At 73.3% G+C, this 25,229-nt stretch carries 21 protein-coding genes and 2 pseudogenes; 13 read left to right on the top strand and 10 right to left on the bottom strand.

What is annotated here, in order from left to right; all coding sequences use genetic code 11:
* The first annotated feature begins 22 nt into the window (after positions 1-22).
* On the top strand, positions 23-787 hold the full coding sequence (locus tag ABZ899_RS10365) for a hypothetical protein (protein WP_361343631.1): 765 nt from the start codon (positions 23-25) through the stop codon (positions 785-787).
* On the opposite strand, the pseudogene ABZ899_RS10360 reads toward ABZ899_RS10365, so the two are convergent.
* Together ABZ899_RS10360 and cobT are read right to left on the bottom strand one after the other, a co-directional pair.
* Positions 727-1,426 (bottom strand): annotated as a pseudogene (locus ABZ899_RS10360) (hypothetical protein). The gene ABZ899_RS10365 and the pseudogene ABZ899_RS10360 sit on opposite strands and share 61 nt — an antisense overlap.
* Positions 1,427-1,485: 59 nt before the next feature.
* A complete protein-coding gene (gene cobT, locus ABZ899_RS10355) occupies positions 1,486-2,568 on the bottom strand; it encodes a nicotinate-nucleotide--dimethylbenzimidazole phosphoribosyltransferase (protein ID WP_361343628.1) in 1,083 nt (360 codons plus the stop codon).
* Positions 2,569-2,772: 204 nt separating this feature from the next.
* On the opposite strand from cobT, the gene ABZ899_RS10350 reads away from it, so the two are divergent.
* Positions 2,773-3,579: a class I SAM-dependent methyltransferase gene (locus ABZ899_RS10350; protein WP_361343626.1), complete on the top strand. Its 807-nt coding sequence runs from the start codon at positions 2,773-2,775 to the stop codon at positions 3,577-3,579.
* A gap of 102 nt (positions 3,580-3,681) precedes the next feature.
* On the opposite strand, the gene ABZ899_RS10345 is transcribed toward ABZ899_RS10350, so the two are convergent.
* Positions 3,682-4,893 carry a bifunctional adenosylcobinamide kinase/adenosylcobinamide-phosphate guanylyltransferase gene (locus ABZ899_RS10345; protein WP_361343623.1) on the bottom strand — a complete coding sequence of 404 codons (1,212 nt, stop codon included), beginning with the start codon at positions 4,891-4,893 and terminating at the stop codon, positions 3,682-3,684.
* Positions 4,894-5,005: 112 nt separating this feature from the next.
* On the opposite strand from ABZ899_RS10345, the gene ABZ899_RS10340 reads away from it, so the two are divergent.
* On the top strand, positions 5,006-5,215 hold the full coding sequence (locus tag ABZ899_RS10340) for a hypothetical protein (protein ID WP_062667600.1): 210 nt from the start codon (positions 5,006-5,008) through the stop codon (positions 5,213-5,215).
* Positions 5,216-5,251: 36 nt separating this feature from the next.
* On the opposite strand, the gene ABZ899_RS10335 is transcribed toward ABZ899_RS10340, so the two are convergent.
* The 3 genes from ABZ899_RS10335 to ABZ899_RS10325 all read right to left on the bottom strand — a co-directional run bounded on the left by ABZ899_RS10335 (position 5,252) and on the right by ABZ899_RS10325 (position 7,845).
* Complete coding sequence (locus ABZ899_RS10335; RefSeq protein ID WP_361343620.1) at positions 5,252-6,328, bottom strand: trypsin-like peptidase domain-containing protein; 1,077 nt, start codon at positions 6,326-6,328, stop codon at positions 5,252-5,254.
* Positions 6,329-6,385: 57 nt separating this feature from the next.
* Positions 6,386-7,123: a methyltransferase domain-containing protein gene (locus ABZ899_RS10330; protein ID WP_361344604.1), complete on the bottom strand. Its 738-nt coding sequence runs from the start codon at positions 7,121-7,123 to the stop codon at positions 6,386-6,388.
* Between the two features lie 83 nt (positions 7,124-7,206).
* Positions 7,207-7,845 carry a DUF3043 domain-containing protein gene (locus ABZ899_RS10325; protein ID WP_361344602.1) on the bottom strand — a complete coding sequence of 213 codons (639 nt, stop codon included), beginning with the start codon at positions 7,843-7,845 and terminating at the stop codon, positions 7,207-7,209.
* 306 nt (positions 7,846-8,151) lie between these two features.
* Between ABZ899_RS10325 and ABZ899_RS10320 the strand changes: the two genes are divergently transcribed.
* The 6 genes from ABZ899_RS10320 (at position 8,152) to ABZ899_RS10295 (ending at position 17,014) form a co-directional block, all read left to right on the top strand.
* Entirely contained in the window at positions 8,152-8,937 is a 786-nt protein-coding gene (locus ABZ899_RS10320; protein WP_361343617.1) for a PspA/IM30 family protein, read from the top strand.
* 43 nt (positions 8,938-8,980) lie between these two features.
* A complete protein-coding gene (locus ABZ899_RS10315; RefSeq protein ID WP_062667645.1) occupies positions 8,981-9,259 on the top strand; it encodes a hypothetical protein in 279 nt (92 codons plus the stop codon).
* An 81-nt stretch (positions 9,260-9,340) separates the two neighbouring features.
* Entirely contained in the window at positions 9,341-10,573 is a 1,233-nt protein-coding gene (locus ABZ899_RS10310) for a histidine kinase (protein ID WP_361343615.1), read from the top strand.
* 83 nt (positions 10,574-10,656) lie between these two features.
* Positions 10,657-11,334 (top strand): response regulator transcription factor, encoded by a 678-nt coding sequence (locus ABZ899_RS10305; RefSeq protein WP_361343612.1) that lies wholly within the window; start codon positions 10,657-10,659, stop codon positions 11,332-11,334.
* Between the two features lie 178 nt (positions 11,335-11,512).
* Positions 11,513-14,644: an efflux RND transporter permease subunit gene (locus tag ABZ899_RS10300; RefSeq protein ID WP_361343609.1), complete on the top strand. Its 3,132-nt coding sequence runs from the start codon at positions 11,513-11,515 to the stop codon at positions 14,642-14,644.
* Positions 14,645-14,764: 120 nt separating this feature from the next.
* On the top strand, positions 14,765-17,014 hold the full coding sequence (locus tag ABZ899_RS10295) for a serine/threonine-protein kinase (protein WP_361343606.1): 2,250 nt from the start codon (positions 14,765-14,767) through the stop codon (positions 17,012-17,014).
* A gap of 18 nt (positions 17,015-17,032) precedes the next feature.
* Here ABZ899_RS10295 and nadA read toward each other — a convergent pair whose 3' ends face one another.
* Entirely contained in the window at positions 17,033-18,229 is a 1,197-nt protein-coding gene (gene nadA / locus ABZ899_RS10290) for a quinolinate synthase NadA (RefSeq protein ID WP_361343603.1), read from the bottom strand.
* Positions 18,230-18,567: 338 nt separating this feature from the next.
* Here nadA and ABZ899_RS10285 point away from each other — a divergent pair, with 338 nt between their 5' ends.
* Entirely contained in the window at positions 18,568-18,924 is a 357-nt protein-coding gene (locus ABZ899_RS10285) for an iron-sulfur cluster assembly accessory protein (RefSeq protein ID WP_030951236.1), read from the top strand.
* A gap of 84 nt (positions 18,925-19,008) precedes the next feature.
* Here the strand turns inward: ABZ899_RS10285 and ABZ899_RS10280 are convergent, their stop codons facing one another.
* Together ABZ899_RS10280 and ABZ899_RS10275 are read right to left on the bottom strand one after the other, a co-directional pair.
* Positions 19,009-20,874, bottom strand: a complete 1,866-nt coding sequence (locus ABZ899_RS10280) for a hypothetical protein (RefSeq protein WP_361343600.1) — start codon at positions 20,872-20,874, stop codon at positions 19,009-19,011.
* Between the two features lie 182 nt (positions 20,875-21,056).
* Entirely contained in the window at positions 21,057-21,266 is a 210-nt protein-coding gene (locus tag ABZ899_RS10275) for a hypothetical protein (RefSeq protein WP_361343597.1), read from the bottom strand.
* A 131-nt stretch (positions 21,267-21,397) separates the two neighbouring features.
* Here ABZ899_RS10275 and ABZ899_RS10270 point away from each other — a divergent pair, with 131 nt between their 5' ends.
* Positions 21,398-22,372, top strand: a complete 975-nt coding sequence (locus ABZ899_RS10270; RefSeq protein ID WP_361343595.1) for a carbohydrate kinase family protein — start codon at positions 21,398-21,400, stop codon at positions 22,370-22,372.
* Between the two features lie 36 nt (positions 22,373-22,408).
* Here ABZ899_RS10270 and ABZ899_RS10265 read toward each other — a convergent pair whose 3' ends face one another.
* On the bottom strand, positions 22,409-23,794 hold the full coding sequence (locus ABZ899_RS10265) for an aminotransferase class V-fold PLP-dependent enzyme (RefSeq protein WP_361343593.1): 1,386 nt from the start codon (positions 23,792-23,794) through the stop codon (positions 22,409-22,411).
* 264 nt (positions 23,795-24,058) lie between these two features.
* On the opposite strand from ABZ899_RS10265, the gene coxB reads away from it, so the two are divergent.
* Together coxB and ABZ899_RS10255 are read left to right on the top strand one after the other, a co-directional pair.
* Positions 24,059-25,024, top strand: coding sequence for a cytochrome c oxidase subunit II (gene coxB / locus ABZ899_RS10260; RefSeq protein WP_361343590.1), 966 nt, complete (start codon positions 24,059-24,061; stop codon positions 25,022-25,024).
* Positions 25,021-25,229: pseudogene (locus tag ABZ899_RS10255) on the top strand (cytochrome ubiquinol oxidase subunit I); the annotation flags it as partial. The gene coxB and the pseudogene ABZ899_RS10255, both read left to right, overlap by 4 nt.

Raw genomic sequence — 25,229 nt, 5'->3', positions numbered from 1 at the left:
CCGTCCCGCCCACACTGAGGACATGGGTGACTGGTGGCAGCGCAACATCGTCGAACCGGGGAAGCTCCCCCTGCTCCTGGCCCTGGCCGCCTTCGTGGTGACGTTCCTCGTCACCCGGCTCGTCACCCGCCTCATCCGGGCGGGCAAGGGCCCCTTCCGGAACATCAGCAGCGGCTCCGTCCACATCCACCACGTCGTCCCCGGGATCATCCTCACCGTGGTCGGCGGCTTCTGCGCGGTCGCGGGCGGCCAGCGCGGCGTCGGCTCGGCCCTGGCCGCCGTGGTCTTCGGGGTGGGCGCCGGCCTGGTGATGGACGAGTTCGCGCTGATCCTGCACCTGGACGACGTGTACTGGAGCGAGGACGGCCGCAAGAGCGTCGAGGTGGTCGTGCTCACCACCGCTCTCGTCGGCCTGCTCCTGCTCGGCTACGCGCCCTTCGGCGTCAACGACCTCGATCGGGACGAGATGCAGGACCGCGGGACGGCGCTCGGCACCATCGGCGGGAACTTCCTGGTCGCCCTGCTCGCCCTCTACAAGGGCAAGGCCAGGACGGCGCTCTTCGGCGTGGTCATCCCGTTCGTCGCCCTGTTCGGCGCCGTCCGTCTGGCCCGGCCCACGTCCCCCTGGGCGAGACGCTTCTACCGCCGCCGGCCGCGCGCTCGCGCCAAGGCCCTGCTGCGCTCCTACCACCACGACCGGCGCTGGCTGGGCCCCAGCCGCAGATTTCAGGACTGGCTCGGCGGCGCCCCCGACGTGGAGCCCGCCCGCGCCCTGGAACGCCGCTGACGCCCGGCGCCACCGCGCACAGCACCGCCACGGCCGCGACGGCCGCCACATGCTCCCGGCCGGCGAGGTCGTCCTTCAGGACGACCTCGACGACCATCGCCCCCGCCACCGCACCCGCCGTGAGGTACGCCCCGTGCCACCATCCGGCGAACAGGGCCGGCCCCACGACGGCGGCCGACGGGCCGGTGTCCACGACCCGGGCGTCCGGGGCGGGCAGCCCCAGCGGGTGGTCCGGCCCGAGCGCGATGCCCAGGCGCGCGGAGAGGGCCCCGGCGAGTGTCGCGGCGCAGGCGACGGCCAGGGCCCGCCACCGCCCCAGGGACAGCTCGGCGATCCCGAGGACGACCAGGATCTGCGCGAGCGCGCCCCACACCGGCAGATCGGCGGCGGGCACGAACGGGGACAGCGGGGTACGCGCGAGCGCCTGCCACAGCGGGTCCTCGGCCCGTACGCCCCCGAGATCCCGGACGACCGGCCGGCCCCAGGACCGCTGCTGGACCACCTGCGCGAGCCGGTGAGGCAGACGACGGCGAGCGTCAGCGGCATCCCACGCCGCCGCCGCGCCCAGCCGGCCCGCACGGCCCGGTACAGCGGGCCCCACTCGGCGCGGGCCAGGCGACCGAGCCCGTCAGCTCTCACGAACCGTGATCCTATGGCCCGGTTCGTCCTGCTCCCTGCTCAGCCGCCCGCCGATCGCCCTACTCCGCAGCGGCCGCCTGCGGCTCGTCCGTCTTCGCCGGGTCCTCCGGCAGCTCCGCCGCCAGCGCCGCGGCGGCCTGCACCAGCGGAAGCGCCAGCAGCCCGCCGGCCCCCTCGCCGACCCGGACGCCATGGTCGAGCAGGGGCTCCAGGGCCATCCGGTCCAGGGCCTTCGCCTGGCCCGGCTCCCCGCTGACGTGCGCGGCCAGCCACCAGTCCGGCGCCCGGAACGCGACCCGCTGGCCCACCAGCGCGCAGGCGGCGACCACGACCCCGTCCAGCACGACCGGCAGCTTGCGCACCGCGCTCTGCAGCAGGAACCCGGTGATCGCGGCGAGGTCCGCCCCGCCCACCGTCGCCAGCAGCTGCAACTGGTCCCCGAGCACCGGCCTCGCCCGGCGCAGGGCGTCCCGGATCGCTGCGCACTTGCGCATCCACGCCAGATCGTCGATGGCCACCCCGCCCCGCCCGGTGACCACCGAGGCGTCCGTCCCGCACAGCGCGGCAATCAGCACCCCGGCCGCGGTGGTCCCGCCGACGCTCACATCGCCCAGCACCACCAGGTCCGTACCGGAGTCGGCCTCCTCGTCGGCGACCGCCATCCCGGCCCGGAACGCGGCCTCGGCCTCCTCGGGGGTCAGCGCGTCCTCGATGTCGATACGGCCGCTGCCGCGCCGCACCCGGTGCCGTACGACGTCCTCCGGGAGTGAACCCGGGTCGCAGTCCAGCGCCATGTCGACCACGCGGACCGGGACGCCGAGCCGGCGCGCCAGCACGGACACCGGCCGGGCGCCCTCCAGGATCTCCCGCACCAGCTCCGCGGCGCTGCCCGCCGGGCGTGCCGACACGCCGAGCCCGGCGACCCCGTGGTCCCCGGCGAACAGCACGGCCTTGGGTCGTTCGACCGGCCGCACCGGCACCGCGGACTGGGCGGCCGCCAGCCACTCGCCCAGCTCGTCGAGGCGGCCCAGCGCCCCGGGCGGCACGGTCTGGCGCTCACGGCGTGCCTCGGCGTCACGGCGTACCCCCGCGTCGGGGCGCTCGATCAGATCACTGAAGTCGTCGAGTTGAAGCGAGCTCATTCGCCGAACAGTACCGGCACCGCTCGAACGGATCGGCCCCCCTGCCGGCTCCGATGCGGGCGCCGCGCGCCCACCACGCCCGGGTGACGTCGTTGCACCCACCATCGGTATCCCATACGTTCCGTTTTGCAGTGGATTGTCGGGGCATGCTCGCACCGTCTCCGCCGTACGCCCCTGCCGTACGCCCACGCCCGGGAGCCCCTCATGACCGCGACCGCACCCGCCGAACGCCCGGACACCACCTGCGCGTTCACCCTCGCCGCGTGCCGGGAGCACACCTTCGTCCCCCGCCACCTCGGGCTCACCCGGCGCGGCCCCCGCCATCTGCGGGCCGCCGCCCGAGCGGCGCTCGGCCTCCCCGAGCCGGAGAGCTGGCTCGACGTGGGCACCGGCTACGGCCGCTTCCCCGAGACGGCCAAGGAGGTCTTCCCCTACACCGCGTTCGACGGCCTCGACGCCGGCCACCGGGTGCTGCAGGCGCGGGTCGCCGAGCGTGTGGAGGAGGCCCACGTCGGGCATCTGACGGACCCCCGCATCACGGACCGGCTGCGCGCCCGCTACGACGTCGTCAGCATGTTCCGGCACCTGGAACACGCCCCCGACCCGCTCGCGGAACTGCGCGCCGCGCTGACCGTGCTGCGCCCCGGTGGCCATCTCGTCCTCGAACTGCCCAACCCGCGCTGCGTGTTCGCGACGCTCCTCGGCCCGGCCTGGGTACCGCACAGCCGCCCCGGCCATCTGCACCTCATGCCGGCCGACGCGCTCCGCGAGGCGCTGGAGGCCCACGGCTGCACGGTCGTCGCCACGGACCACCGCGCCGCCCACCTGCCGTACGACCTCGCGGCCATGACGTCGCTGATCCTGTGCCGGCTGCTGCCGTCCCCGCTCGACCGCCTCGGCGCCCCCCTGGTGGCCGTCGCCTGGGCCCTGGACCACCTCCTGGCCCCGCTGCTGCGCCGCACCCACCTCTCGAACGCCTACCGGATCATCGCCCGAAAACAGCACACCTGACCCGAGAGGCACCGGCGACGGCAGTGCTGTGTGTGGGGCGCGGGGAACCGCGCGACCGGCCACGCGACACCCGCGCCCGCCGGACGGCAGCACCCGGCACTCTCAGCCGCGCAGCACGACCGCCTGCCCCGCCACCACCAGGACGACCTGCTCGCACTCACCCGCGAACGCCGCGTTCAGCCGGCCCAACTCGTCCCGGTACCGCCGTCCGGAGGCCGTGGCCGGCACGATCCCCGACCCCACCTCGTTCGAGACGGCCACCACGGTCCGCCGCGTCGCCCGGACCGCCTCGACGAGCGCGTGCACGCGCTCCCGCAGCGCCCGCTCCCCGCCGTCCGCCCACACCGCGTCGTCCCACGCCCCGACCGCGTCCATCGCGTCCGTCAGCCACAGCGACAGACAGTCCACCAGCAGCGGCGCCCCCTCCTCGGCCAGCAGCGGCACCAGGTCGCAGGTCTCGGTCGTCCGCCACGACCCCGGCCGCCGCTCCCGGTGCGCGGCGACCCGCTGCGCCCACTCGGTGTCCCCGCCCCGGGTGCCGCCCGTCGCCACGTACAGCACATCGGGGTACGACTCCAGGCGCCGCTCCGCCTCCACCGACTTCCCGGACCGCGCGCCGCCCAGCACCAGCGTCCGCCGGGGCACGTACGGCACGTCGGCGCCGTTCTCGTACGCCCCCGCCACCAGCGTCGTCCCGTCCGGCACCGCCCGCGCCCCCGCCGCCGCCAGCCGCCGCCGCAGCTCCGGACCCGGCGGGACGTCGTGGTCCAGATGGACGGCGACGACGTCCGTGGCCGTCCCGACCGCCCCCACCGCCCGCAGCTTCGCCAGGGCGTCCGGCCGCCCCACGACATCGGCGGCCACCGTGTCGTACGGCCCCGTCGAACCCTCCTCCAGCCCGGCCGGCGCGCACCCGGGCGGCAGGTACAGCAGGCGCCGCCCGTCCGGCCCGGTGACCTCGTAGCCGGTGCCCGGCGCGTCCATGGCCACCGCCCGCACCCGATGCCCCGTCAGCAGCGCCAGCTCCCGGCCGTCCGGCACCCGGCCCGGCTGCGGCACGCCCGCCGGCACCTCCACGGCGGGCCCGTTGTGCGGGTGGGTCAGCAGCACCTGCCGCACGGACCCCAGCGAACGCCCGGCCCGCGCCGCGGCGAACGCCGCCCCCGGCGTCAGGTCGAGCATCAGCGTCCCGTCCACGAGGAGCGCGGTGGCGGCCCGCACGCCCTCGCGGAGGGCGCTCGCGCACGCCGCGCACGGACAGTCGGGGCGGGGGAGTCCCGCAGGGGCGCCGGTGCCGAGAAAAGTGATTTCCACGCCCCGATTTTCGCCTGTCCGCGCAGGTCTCGCGCAGCCGACTAGGCTCAGCGCAGGAGCCGGACCTCGTTCCGGCTCCCCCTTTGCACGTGCTGACACCTTGGAGGCGTAGATGGCGGCATGGACGTGGCGGTTCGAGAAGGCCGACGGGGCGGAGGTCCAGCCCGCGGTGCAGCCCGAGGAGTTCACCACCCAGGGGGACGCCGAGTCATGGATCGGGGAGCACTGGAAGGAACTTCAGGAGGGCGGTGCGGACCAGGTCCGCCTGTTCGAGGACGCCACCGAGATCTACGGGCCGATGAGCCTGCACGCCGAGGCGTGACGCGACCGGGGCGGGGGCCGTACGCCCCCGCCCCCGTCACTGCTCACCCAGCTTCACTTTCACCTTCTTCTCGTCCCCGTCGCGGGTGAACGTCACCGACGTCCGTTGCCCCGGTTGGTCCGCGGCCAGCGCCTCCGACAGCGACGCGATGGTGGTGATGTCCTCGTCCCCCAGCCGGGTGATGACGTCGCCCGGTCTCAGCCCGGCCCTGTCGGCGGCGCCGCCCGACTGCACCGCGACGACGGCCACCCCCACCGGCTCCAGGTCGGCGTCCACGACCGTCCGGCCGGTGATGCCGAGCGCCGCCCGGCCCGAGTCGGTGACCCGGCCGTTCTCGATGATCTGATCGGCGATCTTCCGCACCGTCGACGCCGGGATCGCGAATCCGATCCCCGGTGCCGCGCCGCCCGCGCCGGGATCGACGGCGGCGAGGGTCGGGATGCCGACGACCCGGCTGTCCAGGTCGACCAGGGCGCCGCCGCTGTTGCCCGGGTTGATGGCCGCCGACGTCTGCACCATGTTGGCGATCGTCGCGCCCGTCCCGCCGTCGTCCCCGCCCTCGGTGACGGTCCGTCCGGTCGCCGAGACGATGCCCTGGGTCACGCTGGACGACAGCCCGAGCGGCGACCCCATGGCCAGCACGATCTGCCCGACCCGCACCTTCGAGGAGCCCCCGAACGTGGCCGGCCGCAGGCCGTCCGGCGGGTCCTCCAGCCGGACGACGGCGAGGTCCTGCGGGGGATACGACGCCACGATCCGCGCGGTCAGCTCGCGCTCGCTGCCCGCGGTCGTCACCCGGAAGGTCTTCTCGCTCCCGACGACGTGCGCGTTGGTGACGATGTGCCCCTCGTCGTCGTAGACCACGCCGGACCCGAGGTCGCGGCCGGCCCGGATCTGCACGACCGACGGCAGCACGTCCTGGATCACCATCAGAAAACCGTCCTGCAGGGCGTCGGCGGCCGCCCTCGCCCGGCGCGCGGCGGCCGGGCTCGTCGCGTCGCGCGGATCACGGGGCGACGACGGCCCGGAGCAGCCGGCGAGGAGCAGCGCGGCACTCAGCAGCACCGCCGCCACGACGGACGGCCGCGGGACGGGGGCACGGCGAACATCCATGGCCCCGAGTCTCGCCCCGGTCCGCGCGCACGGCCCTCGGAGCGCACCCGAACGGGCTCAGCCGCGCACGCCGCACAGGTGCAGCAGCGCCGCCACACCCCGGTACGGGTCGGTCTTCCCGGCCCGCTCCTCGACCGCGAGAAGGGTGTCCAGGTCCTCGGGGACGTCCGCCCCGTCGGCGGCCGTGTCCGTGCACACCCGCACGCCGTACCAGGTGTGCAGCGGCGCCCCGATCCCGGCGAGCGTCGCCGTCAGATCGGACAGCCGGTCGGCCCGTACGTCCAGCCCCAGGCGGGTGGGGGTCCCCCCGTTCGAGTCTGTTCGAGAATGGGGGAGGTACGCACTGGTGTCGAAGGCGGCCAGCGCCGTCTCCCAGTCGCCGGCCAGACCGGGCCGCAGGGCGAGCGCGTCGCCGTTGCGCACGAGCAGCGACAGCAGCCCGCCGGGTGCCAGCATCCGCGCCAGCCCGGCCAGCAGCGGATCGGGCTCGTCGACGTACATGAGCACGCCGTGGCACAGCACGACGTCGAAGCTGCCCGGCAGGAAGTGCACGCCGGTGTCCCGCCCGTCGCTCTGGACGAGCCGCACCCGCTCGCGGATGCCCTCGGGCTCGCCGGCCAGCCGGGCACGGGCCGCCGAGATCATCGTCGCGTCCCGCTCGACACCCGTCACCTGGTGACCGGCGCGGGCCAGCCGCAGCGCCTGCGTGCCCTGGCCCATGCCCACGTCGAGCACCCGCAGCCGCTTGCCGACCGGGAACCGTCCGGCTATCTGCTCGTCGAGCTGCCGGGTCACCAGTTCCTGCCGTACGACCTCACGCAGACCGCCCACCTTGCTGAGCCAGGCGTCGGCCGCACCCCCGGAGAAGTCAGCAGCGCTCAGGGCCGCTCTCCGCGCTTGACCTGGGGCTTGGGCAGGCGGAGCCGGCGCATCTGGAGGGAACGCATCAGCGCGTACGCGACGGCGCCCCGGCGGTTGACGTCCGGGAAGCGCTCGGCGAGCCGCTTCTTCAGCCGGAAGGCCGTGACGACCGAGTCGAGCACGATCAGCACGATCACGATGAGCCACAGCAGCAGCGCGATGTTCTGCAGCGCGGGCACCCGCACCATGCTCAGCACGAGGATGACCACGGCCATCGGGAGGAAGAACTCCGCGATGTTGAAGCGCGAGTCGATGAAGTCACGCGCGAACTTGCGGACCGGGCCCTTGTCACGGGCGGGCAGATAGCGCTCGTCACCCGTGGCCAGCGCCTGGCGCTGGCGCTCCAGGGCGGCACGGCGCTCCTCGCGCTGCCGCCTGGCGGCGTCCTTGCGCGTCGTCGACGTGTTGGCCACGCTGCGACGCTGCGACTGGGCCGCACTGCGCTTGGGCGTGGGGCGGCCCTTCGGGGCCTCGGGATGGCGGGTCTGAGTGGAGTCGGTCACCGGCGCCTTGTCGGCGTCCTGGGCCTTCTCGTCCTTGGCACGGCTACGGAACACAAAACCCAAGGGTACGGGGTGCCCGGGGTTGGACCCCAGCCCCGTGGGGAACGATCCGGCAACACCGGTCGTCGTAGGGGGACAGAGGGGACGCGGTGGACGGTCCCTCCGGCGGTCACGGGGGAGTGTCACCGGGGCGGCACCGGGGCCGGCCGGTCACGGCCGCACCCGGGGGTCACCTACTCCTCACGCCGGAGCGCAGGCGTACGCAGTCGTCCTTGGGGATGAGCGCATCCGTCCCCGAACAGTGCGGTAATGGATGCAGGGCCCGTACTGTGGGTTCTGTCGCAGGTGCTGGAGCTGGAGTCCGTCAGAAGGGGGCGCGCGAAGCCCATGAGCGGTGTCATGAAGCGTATGGGGATGATCTTCCGCGCGAAGGCGAACAAGGCCCTTGACCGGGCCGAGGACCCGCGCGAGACCCTCGATTACTCGTACCAGAAGCAGCTGGAGCTGCTGCAGAAGGTGCGCCGGGGCGTGGCCGACGTGGCCACCTCCCGCAAGCGTCTGGAGCTCCAGCTCAACCAGCTCCAGCAGCAGTCGTCCAAGCTGGAGGACCAGGGCCGCAAGGCGCTCGCGCTGGGCCGCGAGGACCTGGCCCGCGAGGCGCTCTCGCGGCGCGCCGCCCTCCAGCAGCAGGTGACGGACCTGGAGACCCAGCACGCGACCCTGCAGGGCGAGGAGGAGAAGCTCACCCTCGCGGCCCAGCGGCTCCAGGCCAAGGTGGACGCCTTCCGCACCAAGAAGGAGACCATCAAGGCCACGTACACCGCGGCCCAGGCCCAGACCCGGATCGGCGAGGCGTTCTCCGGCATCTCCGAGGAGATGGGCGACGTCGGCCTGGCGATCCAGCGGGCCGAGGACAAGACGGCCCAGCTCCAGGCCCGCGCGGGCGCCATCGACGAACTCCTCGCCTCCGGCGCCCTGGACGACCAGTCCGGCATGCGCAAGGACGACATCCAGGCCGAGCTGGACCGGCTCTCCGGTGGTACGGATGTAGAGCTGGAGCTGCAGCGCATGAAGGCGGAGCTGGCGGGAGGCCCCTCGGCCGGCCAGCAGGCCATCGAGGGCGGTACCGGCCGGCAGCAGTCCCAGCAGCAGCCGCAGGACACCCCGCGCCTCGACAAGCAGTAGCGGACGGCCGGGGTCCCACGCCGAGGAGGCCGAGATGGGCGACATGATCGTCCGGATCATGGGTGAGGGGCAGGTACGGCTGTCCGACAGCCACCTGCCCGAGCTGAACAAGCTGGACGACGAGCTCCTCGCGGAGATGGAGGGCGGCGACGGCCCCGGCTTCCGCCGCACCCTCACCGCCCTGCTCGCCGCAGTCCGCGGGCGGGGCACCCCGCTGCCCGACGACTCCCTGGAGCCCTCGGACCTCATCCTGCCGTCCCCGGACGCCACCCTGGAGGAGGTCCGGGAGCTGCTGAGCGACGACGGGCTCATCCCCGGCTGACCCCGCCGGCGCGCCCCGTGCGGGCCGGCGACCGCACCGACGACACCGGACACCGGGCACGTTCACCCAAGGAAGACCGAGTTGGCCCCCGTTTCGAGCTCCGCAGGGGCGCGCGTCCGCCGGCACCTCACCGCGCACCCCCTGGCCCTGGACGCGGCGCTCGCCGTCGCCGTCCTGACCTGCATGGTGGCCGGCTCGTTCGTCGACCCGCACGGCGAGGACGGCGTCACCTGGGGGCTGCGCACCCCGGACGCCCTCAGCCTGCTGCTGATGACCCTCGGCGCCGCGGCCCTGGTGCTGCGCCGTCGCGCCCCCATCACGGTCCTCGCCGTGACCGGCACGCTCTCCCTCGTGGAGTTCGCCGCCGGCGACCCCCGTGCCCCCGTCGCCATGGCCGCCGTCGTCGCCCTCTACACCGTCGCCTCCACCACCGACCGCTCCACGACCTGGCGGATCGGCCTGCTCACCGTCACCGTCCTGACGGGCTCCGCGATGCTCGCCGGACCGCTGCCCTGGTACTCCCAGGAGAACCTGGCCATCTTCGCCTGGACCGGCATCGGCGCCACCGCCGGAGACGCGGTGCGCAGCCGCCGCGCGGTGGTCACCGCCATCCGCGAGCGCGCCGAGCGGGCCGAGCGCACCCGCGAGGAGGAGGCCCGCCGCCGGGTCGCCGAGGAGCGCCTGCGCATCGCCCGCGACCTGCACGACGTCGTCGCCCACCACATCGCCCTGGTCAACGTGCAGGCCGGCGTCGCCGCCCACGTCATGGACAAGCGGCCCGACCAGGCCAAGGAGGCCCTCGCCCACGTACGGGAGGCCAGCCGCTCCGCCCTCGACGAACTGCGGGCCACCGTCGGCCTGCTGCGGCAGTCCGGCGACCCCGAGGCCCCCACCGAACCGGCGCCCGGCCTGGACCGGCTCGACGAACTCGCCGGCACCTTCCGCAGCGCCGGACTCCGGGTGGATGTCGCCCGCGCCGACCAGGACACGACCCTTCCCGCCGCCGTCGACCTCGCCGCCTACCGTGTCATCCAGGAGGCCCTGACCAACGTGCAGAAGCACGCGGGACCGGGCGCCAGGGCCGAGATCAGCGTCGTCCGTGTCGGCCCGAACGTCGAGGTCACCGTCCTCGACGACGGCTCCGGACACGACGGCGGCACCGCGGGCGGCGGTCACGGCCTGCTCGGGATGCGCGAGCGCGTCTCGGCCCTGCGCGGCACCCTCACCACCGGGCCCCGCTACGGCGGCGGGTTCCGCGTCCACGCGATCCTCCCGGTCGGGGCCGGCGCCCGGGCCACGGAGGACGCGGTGTGACGGCCCGGCGGGAACTCGCCGGGACCTCCCCGCAGTTGTCGTGGCACCAGCTCCTCCCTCCAGCGCCCCGCCAAGGAAGCCGTATGCCGATCCGTGTCCTGCTCGCCGACGACCAGGCCCTGCTGCGCAGCGCCTTCCGCGTGCTCGTCGACTCCGAACCGGACATGGAGGTCGTCGGCGAGGCGTCCGACGGTGAGGAGGCGGTGCGGCTGGCGAAGCGGGAGCGGGCCGACGTCGTCCTCATGGACATCCGGATGCCCGGCACCGACGGCCTCGCCGCGACCCGCATGATCAGTGCCGACCCGGCCCTCGCCCACGTCCGCGTCGTCATACTGACCACCTTCGAGGTCGACGACTACGTCGTGCAGTCGCTGCGGGCCGGCGCCTCCGGCTTCCTCGGCAAGGGCTCCGAACCCGACGAACTCCTCGCCGCGATCCGTGTCGCGGCGGGCGGCGAGGCCCTGCTGTCCCCGGCCGCCACCAAGAGCCTCATCGCCCGCTTCCTCGCCCACGGCGACGGCGCCGACCGCGACCCCGCCCGCGGCGAGCGGCTCGACGCCCTGACCGTCCGCGAGCGCGAGGTGCTGGTCCAGGTCGCCGGCGGGCACTCCAACGACGAGATCGCCGAGCGGCTGGAGGTCAGCCCGCTCACCGTGAAGACCCATGTCAACCGGGCCATGTCCAAACTGGGCGCCCGCGACCGGGCCCAGCTCGTCGTCATCGCGTACGAGTCCGGGATGGTACGTCCGAGGGAGGAGTGAGCTCCACCCCGCGTACTGCGCCCGGAGTAGACGCCCGGTGAGAAATGGACCTGGGGGCTAGGGAACGGGCTTCCGCGATGGCCCAGGGTGTAGGGGCGGGCGCCCACCTGTGCGCCGCGCCACCGCGGCCCGCCCGCGCGCCCCTGCCCGCCGCCCACAGGAGAGAGACCTTCCACCCATGTCCTGGCTGTCCCGATTCAGCCTCGCGCAACGTGCGCTGATCGGCCTGATCTCGATCATCGCGCTGGTCTTCGGCGCGATCGCGATACCCCAGCTCAAGCAGCAGCTGCTGCCCTCCATCGAACTGCCCATGGTGTCCGTGATCGCCCCCTACCAGGGCGCGTCGCCGGACGTGGTCGAGAAGCAGGTCGTCGAGCCGATCGAGGACAGCCTCGAAGCCGTCGACGGCATCACCGGCGTCACCTCCACCGCCGCCGAGGGCAACGCCGTGATCATGGCGTCCTTCGACTACGGCCCCGACACCCAGCAGCTCGTCGCCGACGTCCAGCAGGCCGTCAACCGGGCCCGCGTCCAGCTGCCCGACGCGGTCGACCCGCAGGTCGTCGCGGGCTCCACGGACGACATCCCGACCGTCGTCCTCGCCGTCACCTCCGGCAAGGACCAGCAGGCCCTGGCCGACCAGCTCGACCGGACGCTCGTGCCCGACCTCAAGGGGATCGACGGCGTCGGACAGGTCACCGTCGACGGTGTGCGCGACCTCCAGGTCACCGTCACGCCGGACGACGGCAAGCTGGCCAAGGCCGGTCTGACCGCGGCGGACCTCGCCAAGGCCCTCCAGGCCGGCGGCGCCACCCTGCCTGCCGGCTCCTTCGACGAGGGCGGCGCCAACCGCACCGTCCAGGTCGGCGGCGGCCTCACCTCGCTCGACCAGATCAAGGACCTGCGGGTCAGGGGCGCGGGCCAGGGCAAGCCCGTACGCCTCGGCGACGTGGCCACCGTCGAGCAGGAGCAGGCCCCGGCCGACTCCCTCACCCGCACCGACGGCAAGCCCTCCCTGGCCGTCGCCGTCACGATGGACCGGGACGGCAGCGCCGTCGCCATCTCCGACGCCGTCGAGGACAAGCTGCCGAAGCTGCGCGCGGACCTCGGCCCGGACGCCACGGTCACCGTGGTCAGCGACCAGGGCCCCGCGGTGGCGAAGTCCATCGACGGGCTGACCACCGAGGGAGCGCTCGGCCTGCTCTTCGCGGTCCTGGTCATCCTGGTCTTCCTCGCGTCGATCCGCTCGACGCTGGTGACCGCGGTGTCCATCCCGCTGTCGGTCGTCCTCGCCCTGATCGTGCTGTGGACGCGGGACCTCTCCCTCAACATGCTGACGCTGGGCGCGCTGACCATCGCGATCGGCCGGGTCGTCGACGACTCCATCGTGGTCCTGGAGAACATCAAGCGGCACCTCGGCTACGGCGAGGAGCGCCAGGACGCCATCCTCAAGGCGGTCCGCGAGGTGGCCGGCGCGGTGACCTCCTCGACGCTCACCACGGTGGCCGTCTTCCTGCCGATCGGACTGGTCGGCGGCATGGTGGGCGAGCTGTTCGGCTCGTTCAGCCTGACGGTGACGGCGGCCCTGCTGGCGTCGCTGCTGGTGTCCCTCACGGTCGTGCCGGTGCTGTCGTACTGGTTCCTGCGCGCCCCGAAGGGCACCCCCGAGGACGCCGACGAGGCGCGCCGCGCGGCCGAGGAGAAGGAGGCCCGCAGCCGTCTGCAGCGGATCTACGTGCCCGTCCTGCGGTTCGCGACCCGCCGCCGGCTGACCAGTGTGCTGATCGCCGTCGCCGTCCTGTTCGGCACGTTCGGCATGGCACCGCTGCTGAAGACGAACTTCTTCGACCAGGGCGAGCAGGAGGTCCTCACCGTCAAGCAGGAGCTCGCGCCGGGCACCAGCCTCGCGGCGACCGACGCGCAGGCCGAGAAGGTCGAGCGGCTGCTCGCCGACACCGAGGGCGTCAAGAACTACCAGGTCACCATCGGCTCGTCCGGCTTCATGGCCGCCTTCGGCGGCGGCACCGACACCAACCAGGCGTCGTACCAGGTGATGCTGGAGGACTCGGCGTCCTACGACGACGTGCAGGACCGGATCGACTCCGGTCTGAAGAAGCTCGACGGCATCGGTACGACCACGATCTCCGCCGGTGACGGCTTCGGCGCCCAGGACCTGAGCGTCGTCGTCAAGGCGGCCGACGCCGGCGTGCTGCGCACCGCGGCCGAGCAGGTCCGCAAGGCCGTGGCCGGCCTGGACGACGTCACCGACGTCACCAGCGACCTGTCGCAGAGCGTGCCGCGCGTCTCGGTGCGGGCCAACGCGAAGGCCGCCGCCGCCGGCTTCGACGACCAGACCCTCGGCATGGCCGTCGCCCAGGCGGTCCGCGGCACCACCGCGGCGCAGGCGACCCTCGACGACACCGAGCGGGACGTCGTCATCAGGTCCGCCGAGCCGGCGACCACCGTGAAGGAGCTGCGGGAGCTGCGCCTCGGCCCGGCGAGGCTGGGTGACATCGCGGACGTGAAGCTCGTGGACGGCCCGGTGTCGATGACCCGGATCGACGGGCAGCGCGCCGCCACGATCACGGCCAAGCCGACCGGCGACAACACCGGCGCGGTCAGCGCCGACCTCCAGTCGAGGATCGACGGACTGAAGCTCCCGGCCGGCGCGACGGCCGACATCGGCGGTGTCTCCCAGGACCAGGACGAGGCGTTCGCCAACCTGGGCCTGGCGATGCTGGCGGCGATCGCGATCGTCTTCATGCTGCTGGTCGCCACCTTCCGCTCGCTCGCCCAGCCGCTGATCCTGCTCGTCTCCGTCCCGTTCGCGGCGACCGGCGCGATCGGCCTGCTGGTGGCGACCGGCACCCCGATGGGTGTCCCCGCGATGATCGGCATGCTGATGCTGATCGGCATCGTGGTGACCAACGCGATCGTGCTGATCGACCTCATCAACCAGTACCGCGCCCAGGGGTACGGCGTCGTCGAGGCCGTGGTCGAGGGGGGCCGGCACCGGCTGCGCCCGATCCTCATGACGGCGCTGGCGACGATCTTCGCCCTGCTCCCGATGGCGCTGGGCGTCACCGGCGAGGGCGGCTTCATCGCCCAGCCGCTGGCCGTGGTCGTGATCGGTGGTCTGATCACCTCCACCCTGCTGACCCTCCTCCTCGTCCCGACGCTCTACGCGATGCTCGAACTGCGCAAGGAACGGCGGGCGAAGAAGCGCGCGGCGAGGCGGGCCAGGAAGGCGGGCCTGCCCGAGCCGGCGCCGGACGCCTCCGCGGACGAGACGCAGCCCGCGTCCGTCTGACCGCGTGACCCATGACGGCCGGGTCCTGAACCGGAACATTCGGTTCGGGAACCGGCCGTCGCCGTCGTGCCGTTACATATGCTGGGGCCTCGAACTGGCTCACGGGGGAGGGGCTCGGGCGTGCCGCTGCGCAAGGACGACCCGAAGTCGGTCGGTGGCTACCGGCTGCTGGACCGGCTCGGCGCCGGAGGCATGGGCGCCGTCTACCGGGGCAGAGCGCGGTCCGGCCGCGAGGTCGCCGTGAAGGTGGTGCACGCCCAGTACGCCGAGGACCCCGTCTTCCGGACCCGCTTCCGCCAGGAGATCGCCGCCGTCCGCAAGGTGAGCGGTGTCTTCACCGCCCCCGTCGTGGACGCCGACCCGGACGCCGAACGCCCCTGGATGGCGACGCAGTACGTGCCCGGCCCCTCGCTCGCCGCCCGCATCCGCGACGACGGCCCGCTGACCCGCACCGAACTGCGGCGGCTGGCGCTCGGCCTGGTGGAGGCGCTGCGGGAGATCCACCGCGCCGGCGTCGTCCACCGCGACCTCAAGCCCGCCAACGTGCTGATGGCCGACGACGGCCCCCGGGTGATCGACTTCGGGATCTCGCGCGCGGTCGAGAACCACAACACCCTCACCGAGACCGGCCAGATGATCGGCACCCCGCCGTTCATGTCCCCGGAGCAGCTGACCGACGCCCGTTCGGTGGGTCCGGCCTCCGACGTCTTCTCGCTGGGCGCCCTGCTCGTCTTCGCGGCCACCGGGCGCGGCCCGTTCGACGCGGACAGCCCCTACCTCACGGCGTACCGGGTGGTCCATGACGCCCCGGTCCTGGACGGCGTGGCGGACCCCCTGCGCCCGATCCTGGAGCGCTGCCTGGCCAAGGACCCCCAGAAGCGGCCCGAACCGGGTTCCCTGGCCGCCGAGTTCGTCACCGCCCTGCCGGAGACCGGCGACGAGGACGGCGGCACGGTCCGGCTGCGGGCCGACGAGCTGGCCCTGGTCAGCACCCGTCCCGCCGGGACCCCCGACTCCGACTCCCACGCCGCGTCCGGTGCCGAGCCGCCCGCGCGCCGCCGGGGCCGTGCCCGCAGGCGGTGGGTCGTGGCCGGGACCGCCGGCGCCCTCGCGCTGACGGCCTCTCTCCTCGCCGGCTCCGGGGCCCTTGACGACGGCGACGGGAAGGACCAGGACCCCGACGTGGCCGCGCCCCCCCGATGGGCCGCCCTGCCGGCCGGGTGGCGTCCCTGGCAGACGACCGTCGAGGCGACGGCCGCGAGCGGGGTGAAGCGGGCCTCCGATGTGTACGGCGTGGGCATCGACTCGGCCCCCCGGTGCGCGGCGCACGAGGGAGCCGTCTTCTGCGCGGGCGACGGGACACTGCCCATGCGGGTCGACGCGCTCACCGGGCGGGTCGTCTGGCGTGCCGACGGGGTGCCGTCCGTCGCGGGCGAGGGCTCGTTCGGCTTCACGATCCTCGGTGCTGCGGACGGCACGGTGGTGGTCGAGCAGCAGTACAGCCCCGGCCGGGACGGAGACGTCCGGTCCTCGGTCAGCGCCCTCGACACGCGGACCGGGAAGCGGCTCTGGCACCGCGCGCTGAACGCCGGTCAGGCCCGCCCGCATCTGTCGGGCGACCTCGTGCTCGTCCCGGACGACGACGGCGGCCGGTCGCTGGTCGCCCGATCGGCACGCAGCGGGGCCGCGCGCTGGACGGCCGCCCTGCCGGAAGGGCAGTACTGCGACTGGGCACCTGCCGAGCGCGGCCTTCCCCTGATGTGCGGGCCGGCCACATGGGCCGCGAAGACTCGGCTGCTCCTCGGCCTGGACCCGGCCGACGGCACGGCGCGCACCGCCCGGGTGCCGTACGGCTCCGTGCTCCTCGGGACGGACGACGGGCGGGTCCTCCTCCTCGACCGGTCCGAGGAGGAGGACCGCGGCACGTTCGTCGGGATCCGGCGGGTCGACCCGGACACGGGCAGGAGCACCGTCACGAAGCTCGCGCGGGAACTCGAAGGGGATGTGACGCTGGCGGACGGCGTCCTGTGGTCGACCTCGTCGTCGGGCCGGCTGACCGCCGTGTCGGCGCGGACGGGCGAGCGGCTGTGGACCACCCCGACCAGCCTGGAGCAGCCCTCCGGTGTCGTCCACGACCGGCGCGCCCGCACGGTCTACCTCTCCACCGCCAGCGGCCGGGTCGCCGCCCTCGACGCCGCGAAGGGCACCCTGCTGTGGGAGACCATGCCCCGTGCCGAGCGGGCGGAGACCCTGGGCCAGGACTCGTCACAGATGCTGCTGCACGACGGTGCCCTGATCGTCAGCACGTCCGAGGGCGGTCTGTTCACGCTGGACCCCGCCCGCCCCGACCGGAAGCCCGTGTCGGGGTGAGCGCGGGGCGGCCGCCGGTTACGGCAGGGCCAGCATCCGCTCCAGCGCCAGCTTCGCGAACGCCTCGGTCTCCTTGTCGACCTCGATCCGGTTGACCAGGGTGCCCTCGGCCAGCGACTCCAGCGTCCACACCAGGTGGGGCAGGTCGATGCGGTTCATGGTCGAGCAGAAGCAGACCGTCTTGTCGAGGAAGACGATCTCCTTGCCCTCGGGCGCGAAACGGTTCGCCAGGCGGCGCACCAGGTTCAGCTCCGTGCCGATGGCCCACTTGGAGCCGGCCGGGGCCGCCTCCAGGGCCTTGATGATGTACTCGGTCGACCCGACGTAGTCGGCGGCCGCCACGACCTCGTGCCTGCACTCGGGGTGGACCAGGACGTTCACGCCCGGGACGCGCTCGCGCACGTCGTTGACGGAGTCCAGGCTGAAGCGGCCGTGCACCGAGCAGTGGCCGCGCCACAGGATCATCTTCGCCGCGCGCAGCTCGTCGGCCGTCAGCCCGCCGTCGGGCTTGTGCGGGTTGTAGACGACGCAGTCCTCCAGGGACATGCCCATGTCCCGCACCGCGGTGTTGCGGCCGAGGTGCTGGTCGGGCAGGAAGAGGACCTTTGTTGCCGAGGGCTCCCCCTGCTCGAAGGCCCAGTCCAGGGCGCGCTTGGCGTTGGACGACGTGCAGATCGTGCCGCCGTGCTTGCCCGTGAACGCCTTGATGTCCGCCGAGGAGTTCATGTACGAGACGGGAACGACCTGCTCGGCTATACCGGCCTCGGTCAGCACGTCCCAGCACTCGGCGACCTGCTCGGCCGTCGCCATGTCGGCCATCGAGCAGCCGGCGGCCAGGTCGGGCAGGACGACCTTCTGGTCGTCGGAGGTCAGGATGTCCGCGGACTCGGCCATGAAGTGCACACCGCAGAACACGATGTACTCGGCCTCCGGGCGCGCGGCGGCGTCCCTGGCCAGCTTGAAGGAGTCACCGGTCACGTCCGCGAACTGGATGACCTCGTCGCGCTGGTAGTGGTGGCCGAGCACGAAGACCTTGTCACCGAGCTTCTCCTTGGCCGCGCGGGCCCGCTCGACCAGGTCCGGGTCGGACGGCGAGGGCAGGTCACCGGGACACTCGACGCCGCGCTCGCTCCTCGGGTCGGCCTCGCGGCCGAGGAGCAGCAGGGCGAGGGGCGTCGGCTGTACGTCGAGCTCCTGGGTCTGGGCGGTGGTCACGACACGCACCCTTTCTGTTCTGCGGCTCGCCGGCGCCGGAAATCCGGTCCGGCGGGTCAAGCGGGACACCTTCTCCGACTTCTCGTCGGATTGACGTTATCCATCATAACCGGTTCACGTCAGTTTGACGATGGCGGTCGTGTCGATGTGACGGGAATCCCGGAGCGGCTTGCTCGCGGCCCGTCAACAGGGCGCTGTCCGCGCTGCCGGGCATGTGCGAGCATGAAGAGGACGAGCATGAGAAGCGGAAAAAGCACGCTCGGCCCCGGAATGAATCCGCGGCCTTGCCGGTTGCACTCGTCGGCAAGCAGTCTCCGTACAACCCGGGAGAGATGTAGATGTCCGTATCGGACGAGACCAGCACCGCCACCGACGGCATCATTCTGAGCGACGCCGCCGCGGCCAAGGTCAAGGCCCTGCTGGACCAGGAAGGCCGTGACGACCTGGCTCTGCGTGTCGCCGTTCAGCCGGGTGGCTGCTCGGGCCTGCGCTACCAGCTCTTCTTCGACGAGCGCTCGCTCGACGGCGACGTCGTGAAGGACTTCGGCGGGGTCAAGGTCGTCACCGACCGTATGAGCGCCCCGTACCTGGGCGGCGCGTCCATCGACTTCGTCGACACCATCGAGAAGCAGGGCTTCACGATCGACAACCCCAACGCGACGGGCTCCTGCGCCTGCGGCGACTCGTTCAGCTAGCCGGACCGGCCGAGCCCGGCCGGCCCGTGGAAAGGCGGCGACCCCCTCCGACGGGGCCGCCGCCTTCCTGTGTCCGAAGGCCCCCTACCGGGCCCCGGACGTCTGCGGTGTCGCGGGCAGCCGCGCGCCGGGCTTCTCCAGCGGCACGCCCTGACCGTCGGTGCCCACGACCCTCCGGTCGCCGAGCGGCTCGTCCAGCCGCACGGTCCGGTGGAACACCTTGGCGATGAGGATGCAGACCTTCTCCGGCCGGGTCGTCTCCGTCACCCGGACCGTCACGGTGTCGCCGCCCTCGCTCGCCGTCACGTCGTAGTCGGCGCACACCCCGCCCGTGAAGGCCACGGTGAGCTCCCTGCCGTCGGCCCTGTAGCCCTCCACCGTCACGTTCCGGGTGACCGGCGACGCGGACGGGTCGTCCTTCGGACCGGACGGACGCGGGCTCGGCCCGCCCGTCGGCTCCTCGGACGGCGTGGCCAGATACTCCGGGTCGACCGCCGGATACGTCACCGTGAAGCCGTCCCGCGCGTCCCGCGCCCGCACCTGGAACAGCCAGGACGGCACCAGCGCCTGCCGGCCGTCCACCGCGTGCGCGGCCAGGCCGAACACCGCCTTCTCCACCGTGACCGTGTCCTTCGCCGGCGAGTCCGCCGCCGCACCGCAGGGCTCCTCCGGACGGTCCTTGAGCGGTACGGGGTCGGCGCAGCCCCCGATGCCCACGCGGCCGTCGCCGCCGCCGGGGGCCTTGTTCATCAGGCCGAGCGTCTTCTCCGCGCTCAGCACCGGGTAGGTGTCGCTCTTCACCGGTGCCGCGAGCAGACCGCCGGCGCCGACCACCTCGCCCTGGGCGTCCACGGTCACCCCGGTGGTCCAGCCGTAGGTGGGCAGCCCGTCCACCACCGGCTCGGCGTGCACCACCCGCTGGGCGCCCATGACCTGACCCGCGTCCAGCTTCGCCTCGTCCTGCCCCACCGCCTTCAGCACGGGTGCCGCCGCCTTCTTCGCGGCGTCCTCGGCCGGCGGGTCACCGGCCCGCGCCGACGGCGTCTTCGTGCACCCGGCGACGCCCCGGCAGTCGTCGGTGCCGGCGGAGAACCGCTGGAACGTCCAGGCACCCGGCGCCTGCTTGTCCACCTGGAGCGTGGGCCCCGTGCCGTCCTTCACCCCGATGTGCCAGGCCTGCCCGCGGGACACGGGGGCGCCGTCCACGCCGAGCGCCTCGGCCAGCCGCTCCACGTCGTCCGCGCCGACCTGCCCCGTGGCCCGGTACACCGGCGCCGACCCCGGCCCGTCCGGCAGGTCGCCGTCCGCCCGGTAGCGCACGCCGTACGGGTTGGGCTCCCCGGGCGCGATGCCGTTCGAAGCGCCGCCCTCGGTGGCTCCGTCCAGGCGCAGCGGTGGGGGAGTGGAGCCGCCGGGCGCCCCGGTCGCTGCGGAGCCGTCCGACCCGCCCGAGGCGTTCGCGGCGAGATAGGCGCCGCCCCCGCCGATGAGCAGGACGGCCGCGGCGACGGAGGCGATGACCGCGGGCGACCGCCGCCGCCCGGACCCGGCACCGCCGTCCCCGTCCGGTTCCGACCGCGTCCCGGCCCCGACGGCGGCCACGGGCTCGCCCTCCGCCGCGGCGACCCGGCCGTGCTCACCCTCGGCGTCCGGAGCCTCGGCAGGAGCGCCCTCGGCATCCGGCGCCCCGGCACCGGCGTCGGCACCTACGGCCTCCGGCGCCCGGCCCTCACCGCCGGCGCCCTCGCCGTCCGTCACCTCGCCGTCCGTCACCTCGCCGTCCGTCACCTCGGCTTCGGCGTCGGCGCCCACGGTGTCCGGGCCCTCGGCCCCGGCCGGGCCGCCGGTGCCGGGCGTACCCGCGTCCGTCCGCTCACCGCCGGAGGCACCCTGCTCCTCGGCGGAGCCCTCGGCGCCCGTGTCGTCGTTCTCGGGTCGCTCGGTGTTCACCGCATCGCTCCTTCGGCTGCGCACATGTCCCAAGGACCCTGACCCGGCCCTGTCAAAGGCGGGTCCGTCGGGTCGTATCCCGCATCCCCTCTACGGGGGACGCCGATGGGACGCAGCGGGGGAGCGCACGGTTCCCCGGTGGGCGCCGGTCCGGGCGCGGCAGTGCCGGACGGGCGGGCCGGTCAGTCGCCGTAGTCGGACATCGCGTCCAGCAGGCGCGCCGACCTCGGCGGCACCGAGACCCCGTGGATGCGTGCGGGGGAGACCGGACGGGAAAGCACCCGGTCGGGGACGGCCCAGTGAGGTGCCATCCGCGCGCAGTCGCCGAGCAGGGACGCCAGGCCGGCCTCCGGGTCGGCCGGAGCGGGGGTGCGGACCTCGAATTTCGTCATGGCGGCACCGTAAGCACCCCGGGGCCCGAGAAGAAAGATCTACTATCGGGTAGTTTCGGCCACTTCTGAGAGCCGGTCACGGAAGGTAGCGTGGACTGTCAACCCAACCTCCCCCCAGGAGACTCCCCGCCGTGCGCATCGCAGTCACCGGCTCCATCGCCACCGACCACCTCATGACCTTCCCGGGTCGCTTCGCCGACCAGTTCGTCGCGGACCAGCTGCACACGGTCTCGCTCTCCTTCCTGGTCGACAACCTGGACGTGCGCCGGGGCGGTGTGGGCGCGAACATCGCCTTCGGCATGGGCCAGCTGGGCACCGAGCCGATCCTGGTCGGCGCCGCCGGCCCCGACTTCGACGAGTACCGGGCCTGGCTGGACCGGCACGGCGTCGACACCGGCTCGGTCCGTATCTCCGAGACCCTGCACACCGCCCGCTTCGTCTGCACCACGGACGCCGACCACAACCAGATCGGCTCCTTCTACACCGGCGCCATGAGCGAGGCCCGCCTGATCGAGCTGAAGACCGTCGCGGACCGTGTGGGCGGCCTCGACCTGGTCCTGATCGGCGCCGACGACCCCGAGGGCATGCTCCGGCACACCGAGGAGTGCCGCTCCCGGCAGATCCCCTTCGCCGCCGACTTCTCCCAGCAGATCGCCCGGATGGACGGCGACGAGATCCGGATACTGCTGGACGGCGCGACCTACCTCTTCTCCAACGAGTACGAGAAGGGCCTCATCGAGTCGAAGACCGGCTGGAGCGACGAGGAGATCCTGTCCAAGGTCGGCCACCGCGTCACGACGCTCGGCTCGCGCGGTGTGCGCATCGAGCGGCAGGGCGAGGACCCGATCGAGGTCGGCTGCCCCGAGGAGGAGCGCAAGGCCGACCCCACCGGCGTCGGCGACGCCTTCCGCGCCGGCTTCCTGTCCGGTCTGGCCTGGGGCGTCTCCCTGGAGCGGGCCGCCCAGGTCGGCTGCATGCTGGCGACGCTCGTCATCGAGACCGTCGGCACGCAGGAGTACCAGCTGCGCCGGGCCCACTTCATGGAGCGGTTCGCCAAGGCGTACGGGCACGACGCGAGCGAAGAGGTGCGGGCGCACCTGGGCTGAGCCCGGGCCGCCCGCCGGCACGCCGCCTCCGGGCGGTCAGCCGATCCGGCGGACCAGGTAGGCCGTCCCCTGTTCCGCCGGTTCCTCGCCCACGTACTCCTGCCCCCGCATCTCGCACCACGCCGGGATGTCCAGCCGGGCCGCCTCGTCGTCGGACAGGACCCGGACCAGCCCGCCCACCGGGACCTGGCCGATGACCTTGGCGAGCTCGATGACCGGGATCGGGCACCGCTTGCCCAGCGAGTCCACGACCAGCCCGTCGTCCCCGTCCTCCCGGGTCAGCGGTCCCGCGGCCGGCGCGTCCAGCTTCTCCCGGACCCCCGCCACCGCCCCCGGCAGCACCTCCAGGAACCGCTCGACGTCCTCGGCGCTCGTCCCGGGCGGCAGCGACACCCGGATGTTCCCCTCGCTCAGCACCCCCATGGCCTTCAGCACATGGCTGGGCGTCAGCGTGCTGCTCGTACAGGACGAGCCGGACGACACGGAGAACCCGGCGCGGTCCAGCTCGTGCAGCAAGGTCTCCCCGTCGACATAGAGACACGAGAAGGTGACGATGCCGGGCAGCCGCCGTACCGGATCGCCGACCACCTCCACGTCCGGCACCAGCCGCGGCACCCGCGACCGGATCCGCTCCGTCAGCTCCCGCAGCCGTACCGCCTCTTGGGCCGCCTCCGCCCGCACGGCCCGCAGCGAGGCCGCCGCCGCCACGATCGCCGGGATGTTCTCGAAGCCGGGCGACCGCCCCGACTCCCGCTCGTCCACGGGACCTTGCGCGGCGAACCGCACCCCCTTGCGGACCACGAGGAGCCCGACGCCCGGCGGGCCGCCCCACTTGTGGGCGCTGCCGGTCAGCACCGACCAGTCGCCTTCGACCCGCCCCCAGCCGAGCGACTGCGCCGCGTCCACCAGCAGCGGCACCCCCGCCTCCCGGCACACGGCGGCCACCTCGGCCACCGGCTGCTCGGTGCCCACCTCGTGGTTGGCCGACTGCAGGCACGCGAGCGCGGTGTCCGGACGCAGCGCCTCCCGGTAGGCGCCCGCGGTCACCGCCCCGTTCCGGTCCACCGCCACCTGGCTGACCGAACCCCCCGCCGCTTCGTGCGCGTCAGCCGCATGGAGCACACAGGAGTGTTCGACGGCCGACACGATCAGGTGACGCCCGGTCCGCCGCCGCCCGCCCAACGCCCCGGCGACACCGGTGTGGACGGCCCGCGTGCCGGACGGCGTGAACGTCAGCTCGTCCGGCCGGCAGCCCACCGCGTCGGCGGCCGCCTCCCGGGCGGCGTCCAGCAGCAACCGGGCCCGCCTGCCCTCCCGGTGGAGCCGCGAGGGATCGGCCCACCCCTCGTCGAGGGAGGCCTGCAGGGCCTGCCGGGCGACGGGGTGGAGAGGAGTGCTGGAAGCAGCGTCGAAGTAGCCCACACCGCAACGCTAGAGCGTCTGTTCGGCACGCCGCCTCCCAGGGGCGCCCGCACCACGCGGCCGGCCGCCGACGACCCGCCGCCGCCAATCCAGCGAACCCCCCACCCCACTAGGCACCCCTCCCCGCGAACCCCCGGAAGGCGTCGGCTAGGGTTTGGTCCGCATAAACATCCAAACCCCTGCCCGACGCAGGGCGGCGACCTACCAGCGAGAAGGCCAGGCCGCAGCCGAACCGCGCGGGCGAGACTCTCGGGAAGGCGCTACGTGAGTCCCAACGGCTCCGACCGCTCGCCGCGGCGCCCGATGCGGCGGAAGCTGCTGCAGGCAATGACCGCGGGCCTGGTCCTGGCGACAGCCACCGGTTGCTCGTACAACTGGGAAGACTTCCCCCGCCTTGGTATGCCCACCCCGACCACGGAAGAGGCTCCGCGGATCCTCTCCCTGTGGCAGGGTTCCTGGGCGGCTGCGCTCGCCGTCGGCGTGCTGGTGTGGGGTCTGATCATCTGGAGCGCGATCTTCCACCGGCGCAGCCGGACGAAGGTCGAGGTCCCCCCGCAGACCCGGTACAACATGCCCATCGAGGCGCTGTACACCGTGGTCCCGCTCATCATCGTCTCCGTGCTGTTCTACTTCACGGCACGCGACGAGTCGAAGCTCCTCGAGCTCAAGAGCAAGCCCGACGTCACGGTGAACGTGGTCGGCTTCCAGTGGAGCTGGTGCTTCAACATGGTCGCCGACGTCCAGGGCTCCACCGGCGACGCGAAGACGTCCAAGGAACTGGCCGCCATCCCGGACCGGTACAAGGACGACTTCCCGGCGAACGCCGGTGGCGTCTACGACTGCGGCACCCCCGGCACCCGGAACCCGCAGACGGGCAACCCGGGTCCGACCCTGTGGCTGCCGAAGGGCAAGACCGTCCGCTTCGTGCTCACCTCGCGTGACGTCATCCACTCCTTCTGGGTGGTGCCGTTCCTCATGAAGCAGGACGTCATCCCGGGCCACACCAACGCCTTCGAGGTGACCCCCAACCGTGAGGGCACCTTCCTGGGCAAGTGCGCCGAACTGTGCGGCGTCGACCACTCCCGGATGCTGTTCAACGTGAAGGTCGTCTCCCCCGAGCGGTACGAGCAGCACCTCAAGGACCTCGCGAAGAAGGGGCAGACCGGTTACGTTCCCGCCGGCATCGCGCAGACGAGCCACGAGAAGAACCGGGAGACGACAAACCTGTGAGCATCGTCAACGAACCCTTGGGTGCCGCCGAGGCGGGCACCTATGAGAACGAACTGCCGGTCCGTCGCCGGCAGCCCGGCAACGTCGTGGTCAAGTGGCTCACCACCACCGACCACAAGACGATCGGCACGCTGTACCTGGTCACGTCGTTCGCGTTCTTCGTGATCGGTGGCGTGATGGCGCTGCTCATGCGCGCCGAGCTGGC

It is taken from the genome of Streptomyces sp. NPDC046859 (genome assembly GCF_040645135.1).
Taxonomy (GTDB): Bacteria; Actinomycetota; Actinomycetes; order Streptomycetales; family Streptomycetaceae; genus Streptomyces.
The sequence above is the reverse complement of the archived record's forward strand: the minus strand, read 5'-3'. Positions and strand labels throughout refer to the sequence as shown.

Coding starts and splice junctions, on each gene's coding strand:
- ABZ899_RS10320 (WP_361343617.1), top strand. CDS start 8,152: ATGAAGCGTATGGGGATGATCTTCCGCGCGAAGGCGAACAAGGCCCTT.
- ABZ899_RS10300 (WP_361343609.1), top strand. CDS start 11,513: ATGTCCTGGCTGTCCCGATTCAGCCTCGCGCAACGTGCGCTGATCGGC.
- ABZ899_RS10350 (WP_361343626.1), top strand. CDS start 2,773: ATGACCGCGACCGCACCCGCCGAACGCCCGGACACCACCTGCGCGTTC.
- ABZ899_RS10305 (WP_361343612.1), top strand. CDS start 10,657: ATGCCGATCCGTGTCCTGCTCGCCGACGACCAGGCCCTGCTGCGCAGC.
- cobT (WP_361343628.1), bottom strand. CDS start 2,568: ATGAGCTCGCTTCAACTCGACGACTTCAGTGATCTGATCGAGCGCCCC.
- ABZ899_RS10335 (WP_361343620.1), bottom strand. CDS start 6,328: ATGGATGTTCGCCGTGCCCCCGTCCCGCGGCCGTCCGTCGTGGCGGCG.
- ABZ899_RS10315 (WP_062667645.1), top strand. CDS start 8,981: ATGATCGTCCGGATCATGGGTGAGGGGCAGGTACGGCTGTCCGACAGC.
- ABZ899_RS10340 (WP_062667600.1), top strand. CDS start 5,006: ATGGCGGCATGGACGTGGCGGTTCGAGAAGGCCGACGGGGCGGAGGTC.
- ABZ899_RS10275 (WP_361343597.1), bottom strand. CDS start 21,266: ATGACGAAATTCGAGGTCCGCACCCCCGCTCCGGCCGACCCGGAGGCC.
- ABZ899_RS10365 (WP_361343631.1), top strand. CDS start 23: ATGGGTGACTGGTGGCAGCGCAACATCGTCGAACCGGGGAAGCTCCCC.
- ABZ899_RS10285 (WP_030951236.1), top strand. CDS start 18,568: ATGTCCGTATCGGACGAGACCAGCACCGCCACCGACGGCATCATTCTG.